The organism is Anatilimnocola aggregata (assembly GCF_007747655.1).
In the GTDB taxonomy this organism is placed as follows: domain Bacteria; phylum Planctomycetota; class Planctomycetia; order Pirellulales; family Pirellulaceae; genus Anatilimnocola; species Anatilimnocola aggregata.
In genome coordinates, this window is sequence record NZ_CP036274.1 from 7,139,737 (window position 1) to 7,154,911 (window position 15,175).

The window sequence follows — 15,175 nt, forward strand, 5'->3', positions numbered from 1 at the left end:
CAGGCAGTTAGCGAGTAAGATGCTCGCTGGCCACAGGCGACCCGGATCGGACGGGGAAGGGATTCCAGGAACAGCCGGCTGATCGGGTAGGAAAGAGGCTTATCATGCATGCCAGTTATGTCAACCCAGTGCTCAAGCAACTTCGCGATCAGCAAGTTCGTTTTGCTCCTCGCGATAAGAAAATCGAGCAAGTCAATCGCGCCGAGCGTCTGCTCGCCGAAATGGAAAAAGAACGCACTTACTCCTACGAGTATCTGTGCTATCGCATTACCGATTATCGCCCCGATTCGACGCAGCCCGTCGTGATGCAGGGGAGCGATGCCATTCACGACCTGCGCTTGTTCGTTGAAGACGTCTCGGACGCGGCGAACATTCCGGTCCAAGATGCTGGCGAGCCCGTCCACACCGTCGAAGAACTGAGCAAGCTGTTCAAGGTTTCGACCAAGACCATCGCGCGGTGGCGCGAACAAGGCCTCGTGAGCCGCCGCTTCGTCTTCGAAGGCCGGCGCAAGCGGGTCGGGTTCTTGCGCTCCAGCGTTGAGCGTTTCATGAACCAGAACGAAGAAAAAATCAAGCGCGGCGAACGCTTCAGCCAACTGACGGACGTCGAGAAGGTCGAAATTGTCGACCGTGCTCGTCGTTTGGCTGCGGCTGGCGGTTGCCCGTCGGAAGTGGCTCGTCGTGTTGCCAAGCGGATGAACCGGAGCGTTGAGACAATTCGCTACACCCTGCGCAATTTCGATCAGCAGAATCCCCACGAAGCCGTGTTTCCGGATCAAACCGGGCTGTTGTCGGACGAGCAGAAGCAGCGGATCTATCAGCAGTCGAAGCGCGGTGACTCGGTCGACGTGCTCGCAAAGCGGTATTGCCGTACGAGGACCACCGTTTATCGCGTGCTGAACGAAGTGCGCGCGAAGCGGATTTTGGAACTGCCTTTGGAATACATGCATCACGAAAGCTTTGACGTTGCGTCGAACGAGAAGGAGTTTCTCGGCCCAACACCAATGCCGGAAACGCCAACCCGCAAGTTGCGCAGCCCGAGTGGATTGCCGCCGTACCTGGCTGCACTCTACGAAGTGCCACTACTTGCTCGCGAGCAGGAAGCACACTTGTTCCGCAAGTTCAACTTCCTCAAGCACAAGGCCAGCAAGCTGCGTGAGCAGTTGCACCCGACTTCGGCTCGCACCACCGAGATGAACGAAATCGAGCAACTGTACGAAGAAGCAGTCAAGGTGAAGAACGAAATCGTGCAGGCTAACTTGCGTCTGGTGGTCTCGATCGCCAAGCGTCACGTCAGTGGCACGGAAGACTTCTTCAGCCTGGTTTCGGATGGCAACATGTCGCTGATTCGTGCCGTCGAGAAGTTCGACTACTCGCGCGGCAACAAGTTCAGCACGTACGCCAGCTGGGCCATTATGAAGAACTTCGCCCGGACCATTCCGGAGGAATACAAACGACGCGACCGGTTCCGCACTAGCCAGGACGAGCTCTTCGTCGCCCAAGCCGATCAGCGGCCCGATTCGCTCGGTCAGGAAGTCGTGCAGAATACGCTCGAAAAGCAGGTGGAGAAGATTCTCTCCCAACTCGACGAGCGGGAACGGCAGATCATCATCAGCCGTTTCGGCCTCGATCACAGCCAAGAACCGCTGACTCTGAAAGAAGTCGGCGAAGAAATGGGTGTGACCAAGGAACGTGTTCGTCAGATCGAATCGCGAGCCCTCACGAAGGCCCGCCAAGTCGCCCTGACCGAACACATTGAACTGCCAGACTAAGCTTGGCTGTCAATCACAAACGACAACCTTCGGGGGATGAGCGAAAGCTCATCCCTTTTTTCGTATTCCCCTTTCGCCAGTGACTAGCATTCCCGCATCAGCGAGCAGTAGACTAACGCCTGCTCATCTTCGGCGTGTCCACTTTCATGGACCGCTGGTCATTGTTCCACTCTCTTTCTCCAGGGCAAACGCTCGCGCTGGTTCACCAATAGCCGAGTGCGCTTCAACTGGCGATTCTTTCTCTCATTAAGGATTCAACCATGCCAAACCGATTGTCGTGGATCACCTGCGCATTGATGCTAACGGCACTTTGTTGTGGTTGTTATCAGCAGCAGCCCGATCGCTGGGCGGAGGCTGATAAAGCGTCGAAGCAAAATCCTCATGCCGTCGTGCAGGAATCGGTCGCTGGCAACGAGTTCAATCGTTTTTTCCCGCAGGTCGAAACTCCGTGGGACATTGTCTTCAAGCAAGAGAAGACGGGTTTTGCCCAGGCCAGCTTGCAAAAGAGTGGCCGCGAGTTGGCGGTCCTCTCGGTCTCTGACACGACCAACAATGTGGAAGCCGCGGCCAAGTTCAAAGAATCGACCAAGTCGCTAGGCGGCATGCCAATTGTCGAGATCGGCGAGCAAGCCACTGCGGTTCTCGTGGCTGATCGTTTTCAAGTGCAAGTCAGGTCGATGGATCCGGAAATTGGTCCTGCCGAAAGGCAAGCATGGATCGAAAAGTTTAACCTGCAAGCCATCGGCCGCATTCAGCCTCCCGCGGCAGCAGCGAAGTAAGCAAACAGCGCACTGAAATGACCTATAGGAACCAACGCCATGAGCAAATCCATCTATCAGATCGTCGACGACCTGCCCAAAATCAACATGACCGTCCGCATGCTGCATGCTCTCGATTGGGTTGTGCCTGGACAATGGCAGAACATCGTCGGCTTCGAGAATACGATCAAGGCTGTGACCGGCGAAACCGACCAAAAGCTCATTCAGAAGATCGGCGAGCGGGCGATCGCGCTCTACAACGACAAATCGCAAGGTTATCAGCGAGCCTTGTGGCTCTATCAAACCGTCGACTATGTGCAGGGGGTGGCCGGTTTCGGTGCCCTCCTTTCCAAATTGGGCGAGAGTTTCAGTTTCCTCTCGTTCCTCGATAAGCTCACACCCAAATCGGACACTACCCAGGCAGTCGACCTGGGATTGAAGGTCGTTACGGAAATCGCCTGCTTCTGCCAGGTGAATGGCATTCCTGGCGATAGCGTTGGCGACTTCGTCGAATCGCTGGCCGACTACAAGCACGAAGCCTTGATGCGAATGGCAGCAATGATTTGCGTCGACGGCCTGATTCCGCTCGGTCCCGACTTTCTCGACAAGGCCTTGGCATTGATCGACAAGACCGGGGCGTCTGGACTGGAAAGCAACAGCCGCTACAATCAAATCAAGGAGTACATCCCCGGCAAGAATACAGCCGAGCAAATCACCTTCATGCAAAAGGGACTATCCTCGGTCAAGGATTGGTCGAAGTCGTTCGTCTCGTCGCATAACCTGGGAGTCGACAAGGTCGTGGCCAGCTTGCGCGGCACGTTGCCCGGCGTCGAGAGCCATTTGGACTATCTGGGCGCGTTCCTCGATATGAGCGTGAATTACTACGAACACACCGGCACGCAATCGATTGCCCGCAGTCTCATTTCGCGGGCTGCGGCAGAGATCTAAGCATCGAACCTAAACGTCCGGCAATTGATCTCGCTGGGTGATTGATCAACACCCCCCTTTTGCGGACATCACAGTTAACCCATTTCGCGGCAACGCTTTGCATCCAACTTTTCGAACTCGAAAACATCCTATCTGTTGAAAAACCCTCCCGGCACACCTCTGCCGCGATTCGTTTGTTGCCAGAAAAACCCACAAACGCTACACAGCCTGCACGCAGAACGTCCCGCGGGGCAGTGCACTATTCGTCCACCAGATTGCCAAAACATACGCTCTTATTTATCGCTAAGTAGTGACTATTTGTCAATAACATTCGCTGCAGATTTGCACTGCTTTTCCTGACCCGGTCCGAGTGAAACCACTCCGCCCGCTGCCAAAAAGTTCGTAGCAAGGATTTAACCGGGATCGGCCGGGACTGCCGCGCCGATTCTCCCCTGCAGCGCAGTCAGCAGGTTCTGCATCACGCGGTCGTCCGGCTGAGCGGCAACACAACTGGCGAGCAACTTTTCGGCCCGCTCTTGATCGCCGCGGACCAGATCGTGATAGACGAGCAAGAACCGCGCATCCATCGCTTCGCGATTGGCTTTCGCGAACTCCTCCAAATCGGCCGCTTGCTGCAAATAGACCTGCGGATCGTCGTAGAGCCTGGCAAGGGTTCCGGCATCCCAGCCCGGGCTGACGGCCAACACCGAATAGAGCGCTGCTGCCGATTCCGAATAACGCCTGCGTGCAAACAGCACTAGCGAGCGGAACTCGTGCAAGTTGGGGTCGTTCGGCAGCAGCTGTATGGCTTCGTCGATCAGTTCGTTCGCCCGACCATACTCGCCCCGGCGGAACACCTCGCGAGCATCGTCAAACCGGCGAATCGCCCGCTCCGAGCGGACGAGCTCGTCCGACGACTCCTCGTAATTCGGCTCCGGCACGCGAATCGGCTGCGAGTAGTCATAGAGCACGGTGGTCGGCACCGCAGGTCGCACGTAATAGGGATTGCTGAAGGCGAAGTTCGTGGCGCTGAGCGTTATTCCACCGCTGGAATAACTGTAGTTGTAGTACGCGGGCCGGTAAGCGCCCGACCAGGTGGTCGGTTGCCAGTGATGGTGCAACTCGGGGTAATAAGCTCGCGGTGGGCGATAGCTGTTGCCCGCGTAGTTCCCCGGCCGGTTGAACGTGTTTTGATTGCCATAGTTTTTGTTGATGACGGTCGTATTCTTGTTGATCACCGTCTTGTTGACGGTGTTGTTGGTGACGTTGGTCACCGGTCGATTGACGATGGTCGTGTTGTTGTTCACCGGCCGATTGATGACTGGCCGATTAACGTTGATGTTGGTGCTATTGTTCGGACGATTGATTGTGGGCCGATTGAAGTTAATATCGGGACGATTCACCACCACGTCGGGACGATGATCGATCGGCCGGTTGAAGCCAGAACCATTGCTGCCCGGACGACTTCCCCCCGGACGATTAAATTCCGGGCGCGGGGTGACTGGTCGCTCATTGCCTGAGTTCCCAGGTCGATCGTTACTCGGTGGACGAAAGCTGCCAGGGAGGCGATTGCCGCTGCTGCTTGGCGGGCGCCCCGGAAGCATCGAAACGGTCGGCTTACGGCTAATTTCGCTGCTGCCACCTGGCCGGCCAAAACTGTTGCCGCCGGACTGCGGTCGGGCAGTGGGCCGCCCCGCAGAACTGAGTGAAGGACTGCCGACATTCGGCGTCGGCCGAGACGGCCTGCCGCTAGGCTGCTGCGGCTTTTTCGGGCCCTCGCGCGGCGGAACCGCCAGGGCAATCAGTGGCATGAGCAGCACGAAGCAAGCCCAGGAGATAGTCAGTTTCATCGCTGTCTCCTTTCTATTTAGTGCGTACATATTTCTGGGTGGCATCTGGTAGTGGTTCGCCGCCAACTTCGCGTTCGAGCGCCTGCCAGGCGAGCGTGTCGGCGTCGATCGACTCCCAAGTCATCAGCGAGGAGCCGATTTGTCCATCGGGCAAGACCGACACGATGGCCACGCGATAGACATTGCCACGCTTCGTCCAACTGCCGCCTCCAAAGCCGCTGCGGCTATCGAAAAACCACGACCGAAACCGTCCCTCGGCCGGATCGAAAGCAATGTAAGTCACCACGCGAAAGTCATCTTCGGCCGACTTCACGTGAAAGGTCTGCACAAGAAAGCTCTTGTCGAGTTGCCAATCGCAATCGAGCGTGATCTGGTGCTTTTCGGATTTCGCTTCCCATTTGCCGACCAGCCAGCCCAATTCCTCCAGCGGCGGCGATTGTTCCGCAGCGGCCGCTTCTTCAGCTTCGAGCGGTATATCGCGAGCGCTGCGAATCAGCCATTTGCCATTCACCTTGGTCCAAACCACGGTGTAGCGGCCGCTATCCTTGTCGCCGCTGGCGTCGATCAACTCCAGGATGCCGTCATCCATCGCCACATCCGGCGTTAAGAATTTGCGAGCCGCGGACTTCAGTTCCAACTTGCGGCCGGGATTGTTGGCGAAGCCCCGACGAAACAAAGCGGAAATCAAGTCCTTCCCTTCGTGAAATCGCCCGCGAATATCGACGAAGTCGGCGTCATCAGCCCAGTGGCTCATCACCGCGTCGATGGTACCGGCACTATAGGCCGCGACGTACTTGTCGATCGTAGCCTGCAGTTCAGCCACGTTGGCAGCGGCGGGCGCCGGCACAACCGGAGGAGCGGTCTCTTGTCCCCAGACTGCAGTTGACTGAACAGCTGAGCTCGATAGAAACAACGCCGCGAGCAAGAACCCGAACCCAAAGCGAGACATAGCGTGAGCCTCCGCGAGAAGAGTGGCAAGGGTCGGTCAGGATAGCACGCCGCAGTGTTGATTTGCTATTAGCTGCTGCTGCGTGCGACACTTTTTTGTCTAATGATTCACGGCGCCCAACTGTTGCTCAACCGCAGCTTGTTCTCTCAATCTCAACAGAGAAACCACAAATGGGATTTTCGACAGTCTACCTCCGTCCCTTTCATTTCGACCGACCGCTCGATCCGCAACATGCCGCCTCACTGCGGGAGTTCCATGAAACCGAGCACGAGTACGACGACGGCAATCCTGGCGGCGAGGGGATGCCACCCACCTATTACTGTCAGTGGATACCCAGCGCAGATGGTCGCCAGTTGGAGTGGGACAAGAATGAGAAGTTCTACTTCGGCAAGGAATGGCTGGAGTATCTCATCCAACGATTCATAGCGCCTTGGGGTTATCAACTTAACGGTGCCAGCCCTTGGTATATTGACGAGTTTGAGGCAGCTGGCATCCTCATGGTTACGGACAATGTCGTCTCGGATGAAGATCGGGACATTGGCTCCGTCAAACGCGAATTCGGCGAGTTTGACATCTACGGAATGGGGTAATCTATGTCGTCAATCGTCAGTAAGTCGGCGTTAGCAGTTGCCACTCTTTTTCTGGTTGCCCCCTCGGCCAACGCCGAGCAATTTGTCCTCTTCGACCAGACGTTCACCTTCACCAAGGAAGACGCCGATAATTCGAAGCCGAGCAAGTCGCACTTTTACGTGAAAGGAGACATGCTCAATCCGAAGCGGCCCAAGGATTGGACCGCGCCGGTCGATTATCGCAACGGCACCGTACATATCCGCTTGGAAGTGATCGAGAAGCCCGCCGGCGATGAGCCCACAACCTGGTCGTTGTGCTACATCCCCAACAAGGGACAAAAGAACGGCTATGGCTGCACCGGCACCAAGGTCTATAAAGAAAAGGGAGTCTACGAGCAGGATGTTTCCATGAAGACTTTTTGGCAAAACGATTCGATTGTCTGGTCCGAAGGGATCAAACAGATGGATCTGGTCATCAAAGACAACAGCGGTGGCGGTGGCCATGCGCACAAGCGAATGGATCACGAAAAATTCTTCCCAACGAAGGTGCGGATCACGATGATTCAAGTCGCCGCAGGCTCTAAGTACGACCCGACCCTGGTGCCTAGCCTGACAGCGAAACCGGACTAGCCGCAGGGCGGTAAACCTGAGTAAAGAACGAAACCGGCGGAGTTCGTCCTGCATATGAGCCCCAAGAAAATATTAGTCTTAGGCGGTGGTTTTGCTGGGCTCTGGGGTGCCGTCGGTGCAGCGCGAAAGCTCGCGGAATTGGGACTTGGCCCGGAGGCAGTAAACGTCACGCTGGTGAACCGAGATCCGTACCACAGCATTCGCGTGCGTAACTACGAAGCCGACTTAGGCGGAATTCGCATACCCTTGGATGATGTGCTTGAGCCAATAGGTGTGCAACGCATCGAAGGCGATGCTGGTCGAATCAATGTCGCCGCACAAACAGTCTTGGTGAAAGGAGCCAGCGGTTCGCACTGGCTCCCCTATGACCGGTTGGTGTTTGCCCTCGGTAGTCAACTCGTCAGGCCGGCCATTCCTGGCCTGGCTGAGTACTCCTTCGATGTCGACACCTACGACGGCGCGGCAAAACTTCAACAGCACATGCAAGCACTTTCGCAGCTGCCCGAATCGCCAGGGCGATATACCGTAGTCGTGGTTGGGGCAGGTTTGACCGGTATTGAAACGGTTGCGGAACTTCCCGCTCGACTGCGCAAAATCATGGCTGCGACGGGAACCGATCAGCACTGTCGTGTCATTTTGGCCGATCACAATCCGCATGTCGGTTCCGATATGGGGAACTCTGCGCTTCCGATCATCGAGGAGGCGCTAGCGAGCCTGGGGATCGAAACAATGCTGGGTGTGCAGATAGCAGGAGTTGGGCCAAACGGCGTCACCCTCGGCAGTGGCGAAGCAGTTCCCGCAGCGACGGTAGTCTGGTGTGCTGGCATGCGGGCCAATCCGCTGACGCAGCAGTTCGGCGTGGAGTTGAATCGCTTTGGGCAATTGGCCGTCGACGAGTTCCTGCGCGTCAAAAACGTGCCGCACGTATTTGCTGCTGGGGATTCGGCCACGGCAATGATGGACGAGCAACATGCGTCCGTTATGTCGTGCCAGCATGGGCGGCCGATGGGGCGATTTGCTGGGCACAACGTCGTCAGCGACCTGTTCGCCCAGCCGATGTTGCCCCTGCATATCGACTGGTATGTCACGGTGCTCGACCTCGGTTCTTGGGGAGCCGTTTATACCGAAGGCTGGGACCGCCATATGGTTGCTCAGGGGGCAGACGCCAAACAGACGAAACAGATCATCAATTGTCAGCGAATCTACCCGCCCCTCAATCGCAATCGCGATGAAATCCTGGCCGCGGCTGCTCCGGTTGTTCAGCGACCGCCGCAGTACCAACACTGAGAAATGTTCTGGAACCCCATGCATTTTGCCCGGCTTTCCATCCTTTGCGGAAGGATTGAATTACATGCTTGAGAGGGGCGCGAACCTGCGAATTTGGTCCGCGGTCCTGCTTAAGAGGCAGATAGGCAATGCCCAGAGATCCGATTTTGCGGATCGATTTCGGCAGGCGGGGTGTGGAAACTGCCCTAAGTCGTCTTGCGTACTCGGGAAGCGTCACTATATTAACTGGTTTTCGACACCGGAAAATCGCTACCGAGATAAGTGGCCAGCGTAGCTCAATTGGCAGAGCAACGGTTTTGTAAACCGTAGGTTGTGGGTTCAAGTCCCTCCGCTGGCTCTGCCGATCTAGTCCGATTTGGCACTTTTCGCAGTGTATTCAAGGTTTGTGGCCGGAAAGTTTGGTTTGCAGGTCTGTTGAAGTTGGTTCAAGTCTGGTGAGTTTCCCGAGCGGTCAAAGGGGACAGACTGTAAATCTGTTGACTTCGGTCTTCGGAGGTTCGAATCCTCCACTCACCACTGGCTGGCCTTGGTCGCGATGCAAGTCGCCGTCTGTGGGCCCGCAAGTGATGGAAAATTGGTAGATTGGTGCTAGTCGTCGCAGTTCGTGTCCGGCGAGCTTGGTTTTGCAGGTGCTGGGTTGAATCGCGGGTGTAGCTCAATGGTAGAGCAACAGCCTTCCAAGCTGATGACGAGGGTTCGATTCCCTTCACCCGCTTTGCTGCTATGCCTGGCCAAATGACATTGGCTGGTCGGCGGAGCAAGGCTGCTGAAGGTGTTTGGTCGGTTTGAAGTTGGCTGCTGTAGCTCAGTTGGTAGAGCACTTCCTTGGTAAGGAAGAGGTCTCGGGTTCAAGTCCCGACAGCAGCTCTAGTGATATGGCCGTTTAGTCCATATCCTGATGGAAGCAATGTTTCAGGCATCGATTCACAAGGTAACGTAGGTAAGAAAGCAATGGCCAAGGAAACTTTTCAGCGGACTAAGCCGCACTGCAACGTCGGCACGATCGGCCACATCGACCATGGCAAGACCACGACAACGGCAGCCTTGGTGTCGGTTCAGGCTGCAAAGGGCCTTGCTACAATCAAGTCGTATGCGGATATCGCCAAGGGCGGTACCGTTCGCGATGCCACGAAGACGGTGACGATCGCCGTGTCGCACGTCGAATACGAGACCGAAAAGCGTCACTACGCTCACATCGACTGCCCCGGACACGCCGACTTTATTAAGAACATGATCACCGGTGCCGCCCAGATGGACGGTGCGATCCTGGTCGTGTCGGCTGCTGACGGCCCGATGCCGCAGACTCGCGAACACGTGCTGTTGGCTCGTCAGGTAGACGTCCCTGCACTCGTTGTGTTCCTCAACAAGATCGACCTCGTCGACGATCCCGACCTGCTCGAGCTCGTTGAAATGGAAATTCGCGAACTGCTCACCAAGAACGGCTTCCCCGGCGACGACATTCCAATCGTCCGCGGTTGCGCCCTGCCCGCTTACCAGAATCCTTCGGATCCTGCTGCTCGTAAGTGCATCGAAGACCTGCTCGACGCAGTCGATAGCTACATTCCCCAACCAAAGCGCGAAGAAGACAAGCCATTCCTTATGGCTATCGAAGACGTCTTCTCGATCGAAGGTCGCGGTACTGTCGCCACCGGTCGTATTGAGCGCGGCGTAGTGAAGGTTGGCGACGAAGTCATGATCATCGGTCTCAGCAAAGAGCCGACCAAGACCACCGTCACTGGCGTCGAAATGTTCCGCAAGGAACTCGGCGAAGGTCGTGCAGGAGACAACGTCGGTTGCTTGCTCCGTGGCGTTCGTCGCGAAGACATCGAGCGTGGCCAGGTTCTCGCCAAAGCCAACTCGATCACCCCGCACACCAAGTTCGAAGCAGAAGTGTACTGCTTGTCGAAGGAAGAAGGTGGTCGCCACACTCCGTTCTTCAGCGGTTATCGCCCGCAGTTTTACTTCCGCACCACCGACGTGACCGGTACTGCCGACCTCGTCGGTGCCGACATGTGCATGCCTGGCGACAACGTCAAGGTTGTGGTCACACTGCACAAGCCCATCGCCATGGATGACGGCGTGCGTTTTGCTATCCGCGAAGGTGGCAAGACCGTCGGTTCGGGCGTTGTGACCAAGGTTGTTGAGTAGTCCAAGATAAATCTCAGCTGGCGGCCCTCGTTTGGGGTGTCGCCAGTGCTGGCAGATTTGTAGATTAATACAGGTGAGCCGCCGGTTTCTAGTAGATCCAGCGGCACCCATTGCCCGGGCCCTTTGCGGTCCGGGCGTTTGCTTACGGGTGTAGCTCAATTGGTAGAGCACCGGTCTCCAAAACCGGGGGTTGCGGGTTCGATTCCCTCCGCCCGTGCTGGCAGAAGGTTGGATTGCCGCAAGGCAATGTTGCCTCAGTAAAAGATGTTGCCTTAATAACTTGTTCAATTGGGGGACGGCGAGGATCGCCGGCTCCATGCTCGCTCAGCGATGCACTTCGGTGCCCTGCTGAAAGAGCAGCACCGCCGGGCAAGGGACCATGTCAAAAGATAAAGCGGCGTCGAGTATGGGACTGAATTTGATTCTCAGCGAATTCCTGAGCACTGGGCTGTACAAGCGTAGCCAGGGTCGCCTCGCGCGCCAAATTACGTGCGTGGTGATCTGGGTAGTTGTCGCTTTTGGTGCCTGGCGATTGGCTGAAGCTGGCCTGCAGGGGCAGCAGAATGCTGTTCGCTACGGCATTGCTTCGGCAGTGCTGCTAGCTGGCCTCTGGATTGGCTATCGACTGGTAAACTATCCGCCATTCGCCGATTTTTTGATCGCCGTCGAAGCGGAAATGAACAAGGTCTCGTGGCCGACCTGGCGCGAGTTGTCGCGCAGCACCACGGTGGTGATTGTCTTGATTATCGGCCTGACGGCTGTCCTGTTTGCCCTCGATGCTGCCTGGCTGGGCATCTTGACGGCCCTTGGCGTTGCCAAGGGTTAGGTTTGTTGTCCCGCATCGACGTTGGTTCTCGAGTACCGGTGAAGGCCCCGAAAATGCATCCCGATAGTCCCGAAAATTCCGAGCCTGATGCTGGTCCTGCGACTTCCAGCGATGTGGTGCCGCCCGTCGAGCCAACTGCTGCCACGCCCGCACAGCCTCAGCCCGATGATGTCACGCTCTCGCCCGGTTCGCTCGCCGCCTCCAGCCAGGCTGGCGATCCTCCGCATCGCGCTACCGAAGAAGCGCAATTGGATGCCACCGAGATTGACGAACCAGAAGTCGAAGCTGATGAGCCGGAAGCAGACGTTCCGGACCGCGAGCCGCTTGAGTTCATCGATGAATCGCGGCTCGACGACTCGCTGACGTTCGATTGGTACATCCTCAAAATCCAGGTCAATCGCGAAGACTCGATCAAGGACGCCCTCCTTCGCCGCATCAAGATGAATGGGGTGGAGCGGTACTTCAAAGACGTGGTCGTTCCCACCGAAGATGTGGCCGAGTTCACCAAGACCGGCAAGCGCAAGGTTGTCAAAAAGAAGCTCTATCCGGGCTACTTGCTGATTAACATGGCCGTCAACGATGAGTCGTGGTTCGCGATTCGTGAAACGGCCGGCATTGGCGACTTCACCGGCTCCGGCGGCAAGCCCACGCCGATGTTGCCGCACGACGTTGAGACCATTCTGCGGAAGAGCAAGGTGCTCACCGACGAAGCGACTCCCGTCAAGTCGACCATTCCTTTCAAGAAGGCCGATCGTGTTCGGGTCAAGGAAGGGAACTTCCAAAACTTCGAGGGCGAGGTTGCCGCCGTCGATCAGGCCAACGGACGGGTCAAGGTTCTGGTGCTCATTTTTGGTCGCTCGACCGAGATCGAGTTCCAGCACTGGCAGATCGAACTCATTTAGACAAAGACAAGCCAGTCGCCGGTAATCGCCGCAGGCCGCGCGATTCCGCATTAAATCAAGTTTCCATTCGTTTTGTGAAGGCAGTAGTAGCATGGCTAAGGTTAAGCAGGTTACGGGTCAGGCAAAGTTTCAAGTGACGGGTGGTCAGGCTACCCCGGCCCCGCCAGTTGGTACTTCGCTCGGTAAGTTCGGTATCAACCTCGGCCAATTCGTCTCGCAGTTCAATGAGCGAACTCGCGAATTCATGGGGATTCCAATTCCCGTGGTCGTGACCGTTTATAACGATCGTTCGTTCGAATTCATCACCAAGAGCCCCCCCGCGTCAGCGTTGCTCAAAATGGCTGCTGGCTGTGCCAAGGGTGCAGGCGTGCCGAACAAAGACAAGGTCGGCAAGGTGACCAAGGCCCAAATCTTGGAAATCGTGAAAAAGAAAGAGGACGTCCTGAACTCGATGGATCCCGAGCGTGCTGGCAGAATGATCGAAGGGACGGCTCGCAGCATGGGGATTGTTGTCGAAGGTTAATTCGAACCCCCTTGTCACCTAGCAGGCATCTCGCTAGGATACTCGATTCTCCGCATCCCGCACTATTCCCGCGAGGAGAGCCTGGGGCTCTCTGTTTTCCATGCCCAAGCAATCGAAGCGTTTTCGTGCCCTCCTCAAGGTCGCGCCGCCCACTAAGGACGTTATTTCCTTGGACAAGGCTGTCGAGCGCCTGAAGCAGTTTGGCAATACCAAGTTCGATCAAGCGATCGAAATCCACATGCGTTTGGGTGTTGATCCCAAGCAGGCCGACCAAATCGTGCGTGGTAGCGTGGTGCTGCCTCACGGCATTGGCAAGGCTCAGCGCGTTGCTGTGTTCGCCAAGGGCGAACTGGCTGCGGCAGCAACTGCTGCTGGTGCCGACTTTGTGGGCCAGGAAGAATTGGCTCAGAAGATCAAGGACGGCTGGACCGATTTCGATGTCTGCATCGCCGCTCCCGACATGATGGGTCTCGTTGGTCCGCTCGGTCGCGTGCTCGGCCCGCGTGGCTTGATGCCGTCGCCTCGCGCCGGCACCGTGACGCCCGATGTATCGCGCGTGGTCAAGGAATACAAAGCTGGTAAGGTCGAATTTCGCAACGACAACGGCGGCATTGTGCACGCAATTGTTGGCAAGGCGAGCTTCGAAGCACCCAAGCTGAAAGAGAACATCGAGGCCTTCGTGCAGTACGTGTTGGGCCTGAAGCCAAACACGGTGAAGGGCACTTACGTAAAGAGCGTGGCCCTTTGTGCCACGATGAGCCCGGCGGTTCGCATTGCAGTGTAGTGATTGCTGTTTGCTGGCGTTTTGTTGGTCGGCAATTGGATTTCATTGAGAATAGAAGTGCGGCATGAGCAAGACACTAAAGCGTCTGATCACTGAAGAAATCAAGCAGCGGCTGCAGGGCGTGAACGACGCCGTGCTCGTCAACGTGATTGGCTTGGATTCTTCGAACACCTATAACCTGCGGCGCGAGCTGAAGAAGAAGGGCCTGTCGTTGATGGTGGTCAAGGCGAGCTTGGCTCGTCGCGCCACTGAAGGGACTTCGCTGGCGCCGGCATTCGAAGGTGGCGAGGGAAGCTTGGCAGTGGTCTATGGCGGCGAAGACTTCGTCTCGCTGGCCAAAGAGATGGCTGCAATCCACAAGAAGCCAGAGTTTGAAAAATGCCTGCCTCGCGGCGGCGTGATGGATGGCGAGAAGCTCTCGGCCGAAAAGATGAAGGAAGTGGCCAAGTGGCCCAATCGCGTGGGGCAAATCAGTTTGCTGCTCGGGCAGATTTTGTCGCCCGGAGCCAAGCTCCTCTCGCAAATCAATCAGCCCGGCGGTGCTCTGCTCAGCCAGGTCAAGAAGATTTCGGAAAAAGAGCAGGTTTCAGAAAAAGAGGGTGCCGAACCGGCTGCCAGCTAGTTCGCTCCTATTTGTATATCTTGGGTGGCCCGCCGCGTGTGGCTGGGCGTTTACTAATTGGTGATTTTCAGCGGTAGTTGCGGTCGGTGCCGTCCAATCAAGGTATTGGGCACCAACCGGCCGCGGGTTCAGAAAGGGTTGTGTATCATGGCTGACGTAGACATTTCGTCCTTGGGTGATCAAATCGCCAACCTGACGCTCAAGCAGGCCAAAGAGCTGAGCGATTACGTGAAGGATAAGTACGGTATCGAACCTGCTGCAGGCGGCGGCATGATGATGGCTGCACCAGCTGCTGATGCTGGCCCGGCCAAGGCTGCCGAGCAGACCGAGTTCGACGTCATCCTCACCGCTGCTGGCGACAAGAAGCTGGAAGTCGTGAAGGCCGTGAAGGCCATCACTGGCGCCTCGCTGATGGACGCCAAGAAGTTGGTCGACGCTCCTCCAGCGAAGATCAAGGAAAAGGCCTCGAAGGAAGACGCTGCCAAGGTCAAGGCTGATCTCGAAGCTGCCGGTGCTACTGTCGAATTGAAGTAGTTTTGGGTGGTAGATCGGCTGGCTGGAGTCGGTTCAGCTAGCTGTTCTTGGGTTTAACGGGGTTCCCTACTGGTCCCGTGATGGTTTTGCGCGT

General features: G+C 56.7%; 15 protein-coding genes and 5 tRNA genes. 18 read left to right on the forward strand and 2 right to left on the reverse strand.

Annotation, left to right across the window (positions count from 1 at the left end; all coding sequences use genetic code 11):
- The first annotated feature begins 104 nt into the window (after positions 1–104).
- From ETAA8_RS26945 to ETAA8_RS26955, 3 genes are all read left to right on the forward strand, one after another.
- Positions 105–1,772: a sigma-70 family RNA polymerase sigma factor gene (locus tag ETAA8_RS26945; RefSeq protein ID WP_145096043.1), complete on the forward strand. Its 1,668-nt coding sequence runs from the start codon at positions 105–107 to the stop codon at positions 1,770–1,772.
- Positions 1,773–2,032: 260 nt separating this feature from the next.
- Positions 2,033–2,551 (forward strand): hypothetical protein, encoded by a 519-nt coding sequence (locus tag ETAA8_RS26950; RefSeq protein WP_145096046.1) that lies wholly within the window; start codon positions 2,033–2,035, stop codon positions 2,549–2,551.
- A gap of 39 nt (positions 2,552–2,590) precedes the next feature.
- Positions 2,591–3,478 (forward strand): hypothetical protein, encoded by an 888-nt coding sequence (locus ETAA8_RS26955; RefSeq protein ID WP_145096049.1) that lies wholly within the window; start codon positions 2,591–2,593, stop codon positions 3,476–3,478.
- A gap of 392 nt (positions 3,479–3,870) precedes the next feature.
- Here the strand turns inward: ETAA8_RS26955 and ETAA8_RS26960 are convergent, their stop codons facing one another.
- Together ETAA8_RS26960 and ETAA8_RS26965 are read right to left on the reverse strand one after the other, a co-directional pair.
- A complete protein-coding gene (locus tag ETAA8_RS26960; RefSeq protein ID WP_145096052.1) occupies positions 3,871–5,307 on the reverse strand; it encodes a tetratricopeptide repeat protein in 1,437 nt (478 codons plus the stop codon).
- A gap of 13 nt (positions 5,308–5,320) precedes the next feature.
- Complete coding sequence (locus tag ETAA8_RS26965; protein WP_145096055.1) at positions 5,321–6,256, reverse strand: YybH family protein; 936 nt, start codon at positions 6,254–6,256, stop codon at positions 5,321–5,323.
- Between the two features lie 170 nt (positions 6,257–6,426).
- Between ETAA8_RS26965 and ETAA8_RS26970 the strand changes: the two genes are divergently transcribed.
- The 15 genes from ETAA8_RS26970 (at position 6,427) to rplL (ending at position 15,081) form a co-directional block, all read left to right on the forward strand.
- The gene (locus ETAA8_RS26970) at positions 6,427–6,846 is read left to right on the forward strand and encodes a hypothetical protein (protein WP_145096058.1); all 420 of its coding nucleotides are present in this window, start codon (positions 6,427–6,429) and stop codon (positions 6,844–6,846) included.
- A 3-nt stretch (positions 6,847–6,849) separates the two neighbouring features.
- Entirely contained in the window at positions 6,850–7,455 is a 606-nt protein-coding gene (locus ETAA8_RS26975; RefSeq protein ID WP_145096061.1) for a hypothetical protein, read from the forward strand.
- Positions 7,456–7,509: 54 nt separating this feature from the next.
- On the forward strand, positions 7,510–8,742 hold the full coding sequence (locus ETAA8_RS26980) for an NAD(P)/FAD-dependent oxidoreductase (RefSeq protein WP_145096064.1): 1,233 nt from the start codon (positions 7,510–7,512) through the stop codon (positions 8,740–8,742).
- Positions 8,743–9,006: 264 nt separating this feature from the next.
- A tRNA-Thr gene (locus ETAA8_RS26985) sits at positions 9,007–9,079 on the forward strand.
- A gap of 96 nt (positions 9,080–9,175) precedes the next feature.
- Positions 9,176–9,258, forward strand: a tRNA-Tyr gene (locus ETAA8_RS26990).
- 128 nt (positions 9,259–9,386) lie between these two features.
- A tRNA-Gly gene (locus ETAA8_RS26995) sits at positions 9,387–9,457 on the forward strand.
- A 79-nt stretch (positions 9,458–9,536) separates the two neighbouring features.
- A tRNA-Thr gene (locus ETAA8_RS27000) sits at positions 9,537–9,609 on the forward strand.
- A gap of 84 nt (positions 9,610–9,693) precedes the next feature.
- A complete protein-coding gene (gene tuf / locus ETAA8_RS27005; RefSeq protein ID WP_145096067.1) occupies positions 9,694–10,890 on the forward strand; it encodes an elongation factor Tu in 1,197 nt (398 codons plus the stop codon).
- Positions 10,891–11,034: 144 nt separating this feature from the next.
- Positions 11,035–11,107, forward strand: a tRNA-Trp gene (locus ETAA8_RS27010).
- Between the two features lie 162 nt (positions 11,108–11,269).
- Positions 11,270–11,716 (forward strand): preprotein translocase subunit SecE, encoded by a 447-nt coding sequence (secE, locus tag ETAA8_RS27015; RefSeq protein WP_145096070.1) that lies wholly within the window; start codon positions 11,270–11,272, stop codon positions 11,714–11,716.
- Between the two features lie 53 nt (positions 11,717–11,769).
- On the forward strand, positions 11,770–12,618 hold the full coding sequence (nusG, locus tag ETAA8_RS27020; RefSeq protein ID WP_145101001.1) for a transcription termination/antitermination protein NusG: 849 nt from the start codon (positions 11,770–11,772) through the stop codon (positions 12,616–12,618).
- A 91-nt stretch (positions 12,619–12,709) separates the two neighbouring features.
- Positions 12,710–13,141: a 50S ribosomal protein L11 gene (gene rplK, locus ETAA8_RS27025; protein ID WP_145096073.1), complete on the forward strand. Its 432-nt coding sequence runs from the start codon at positions 12,710–12,712 to the stop codon at positions 13,139–13,141.
- Between the two features lie 100 nt (positions 13,142–13,241).
- Positions 13,242–13,925 (forward strand): 50S ribosomal protein L1, encoded by a 684-nt coding sequence (gene rplA / locus ETAA8_RS27030; RefSeq protein WP_145096076.1) that lies wholly within the window; start codon positions 13,242–13,244, stop codon positions 13,923–13,925.
- A 64-nt stretch (positions 13,926–13,989) separates the two neighbouring features.
- Entirely contained in the window at positions 13,990–14,547 is a 558-nt protein-coding gene (gene rplJ, locus ETAA8_RS27035) for a 50S ribosomal protein L10 (RefSeq protein WP_145096079.1), read from the forward strand.
- Between the two features lie 147 nt (positions 14,548–14,694).
- Positions 14,695–15,081, forward strand: coding sequence for a 50S ribosomal protein L7/L12 (rplL, locus tag ETAA8_RS27040; RefSeq protein WP_145096082.1), 387 nt, complete (start codon positions 14,695–14,697; stop codon positions 15,079–15,081).
- The last annotated feature ends 94 nt before the right edge of the window (positions 15,082–15,175 follow it).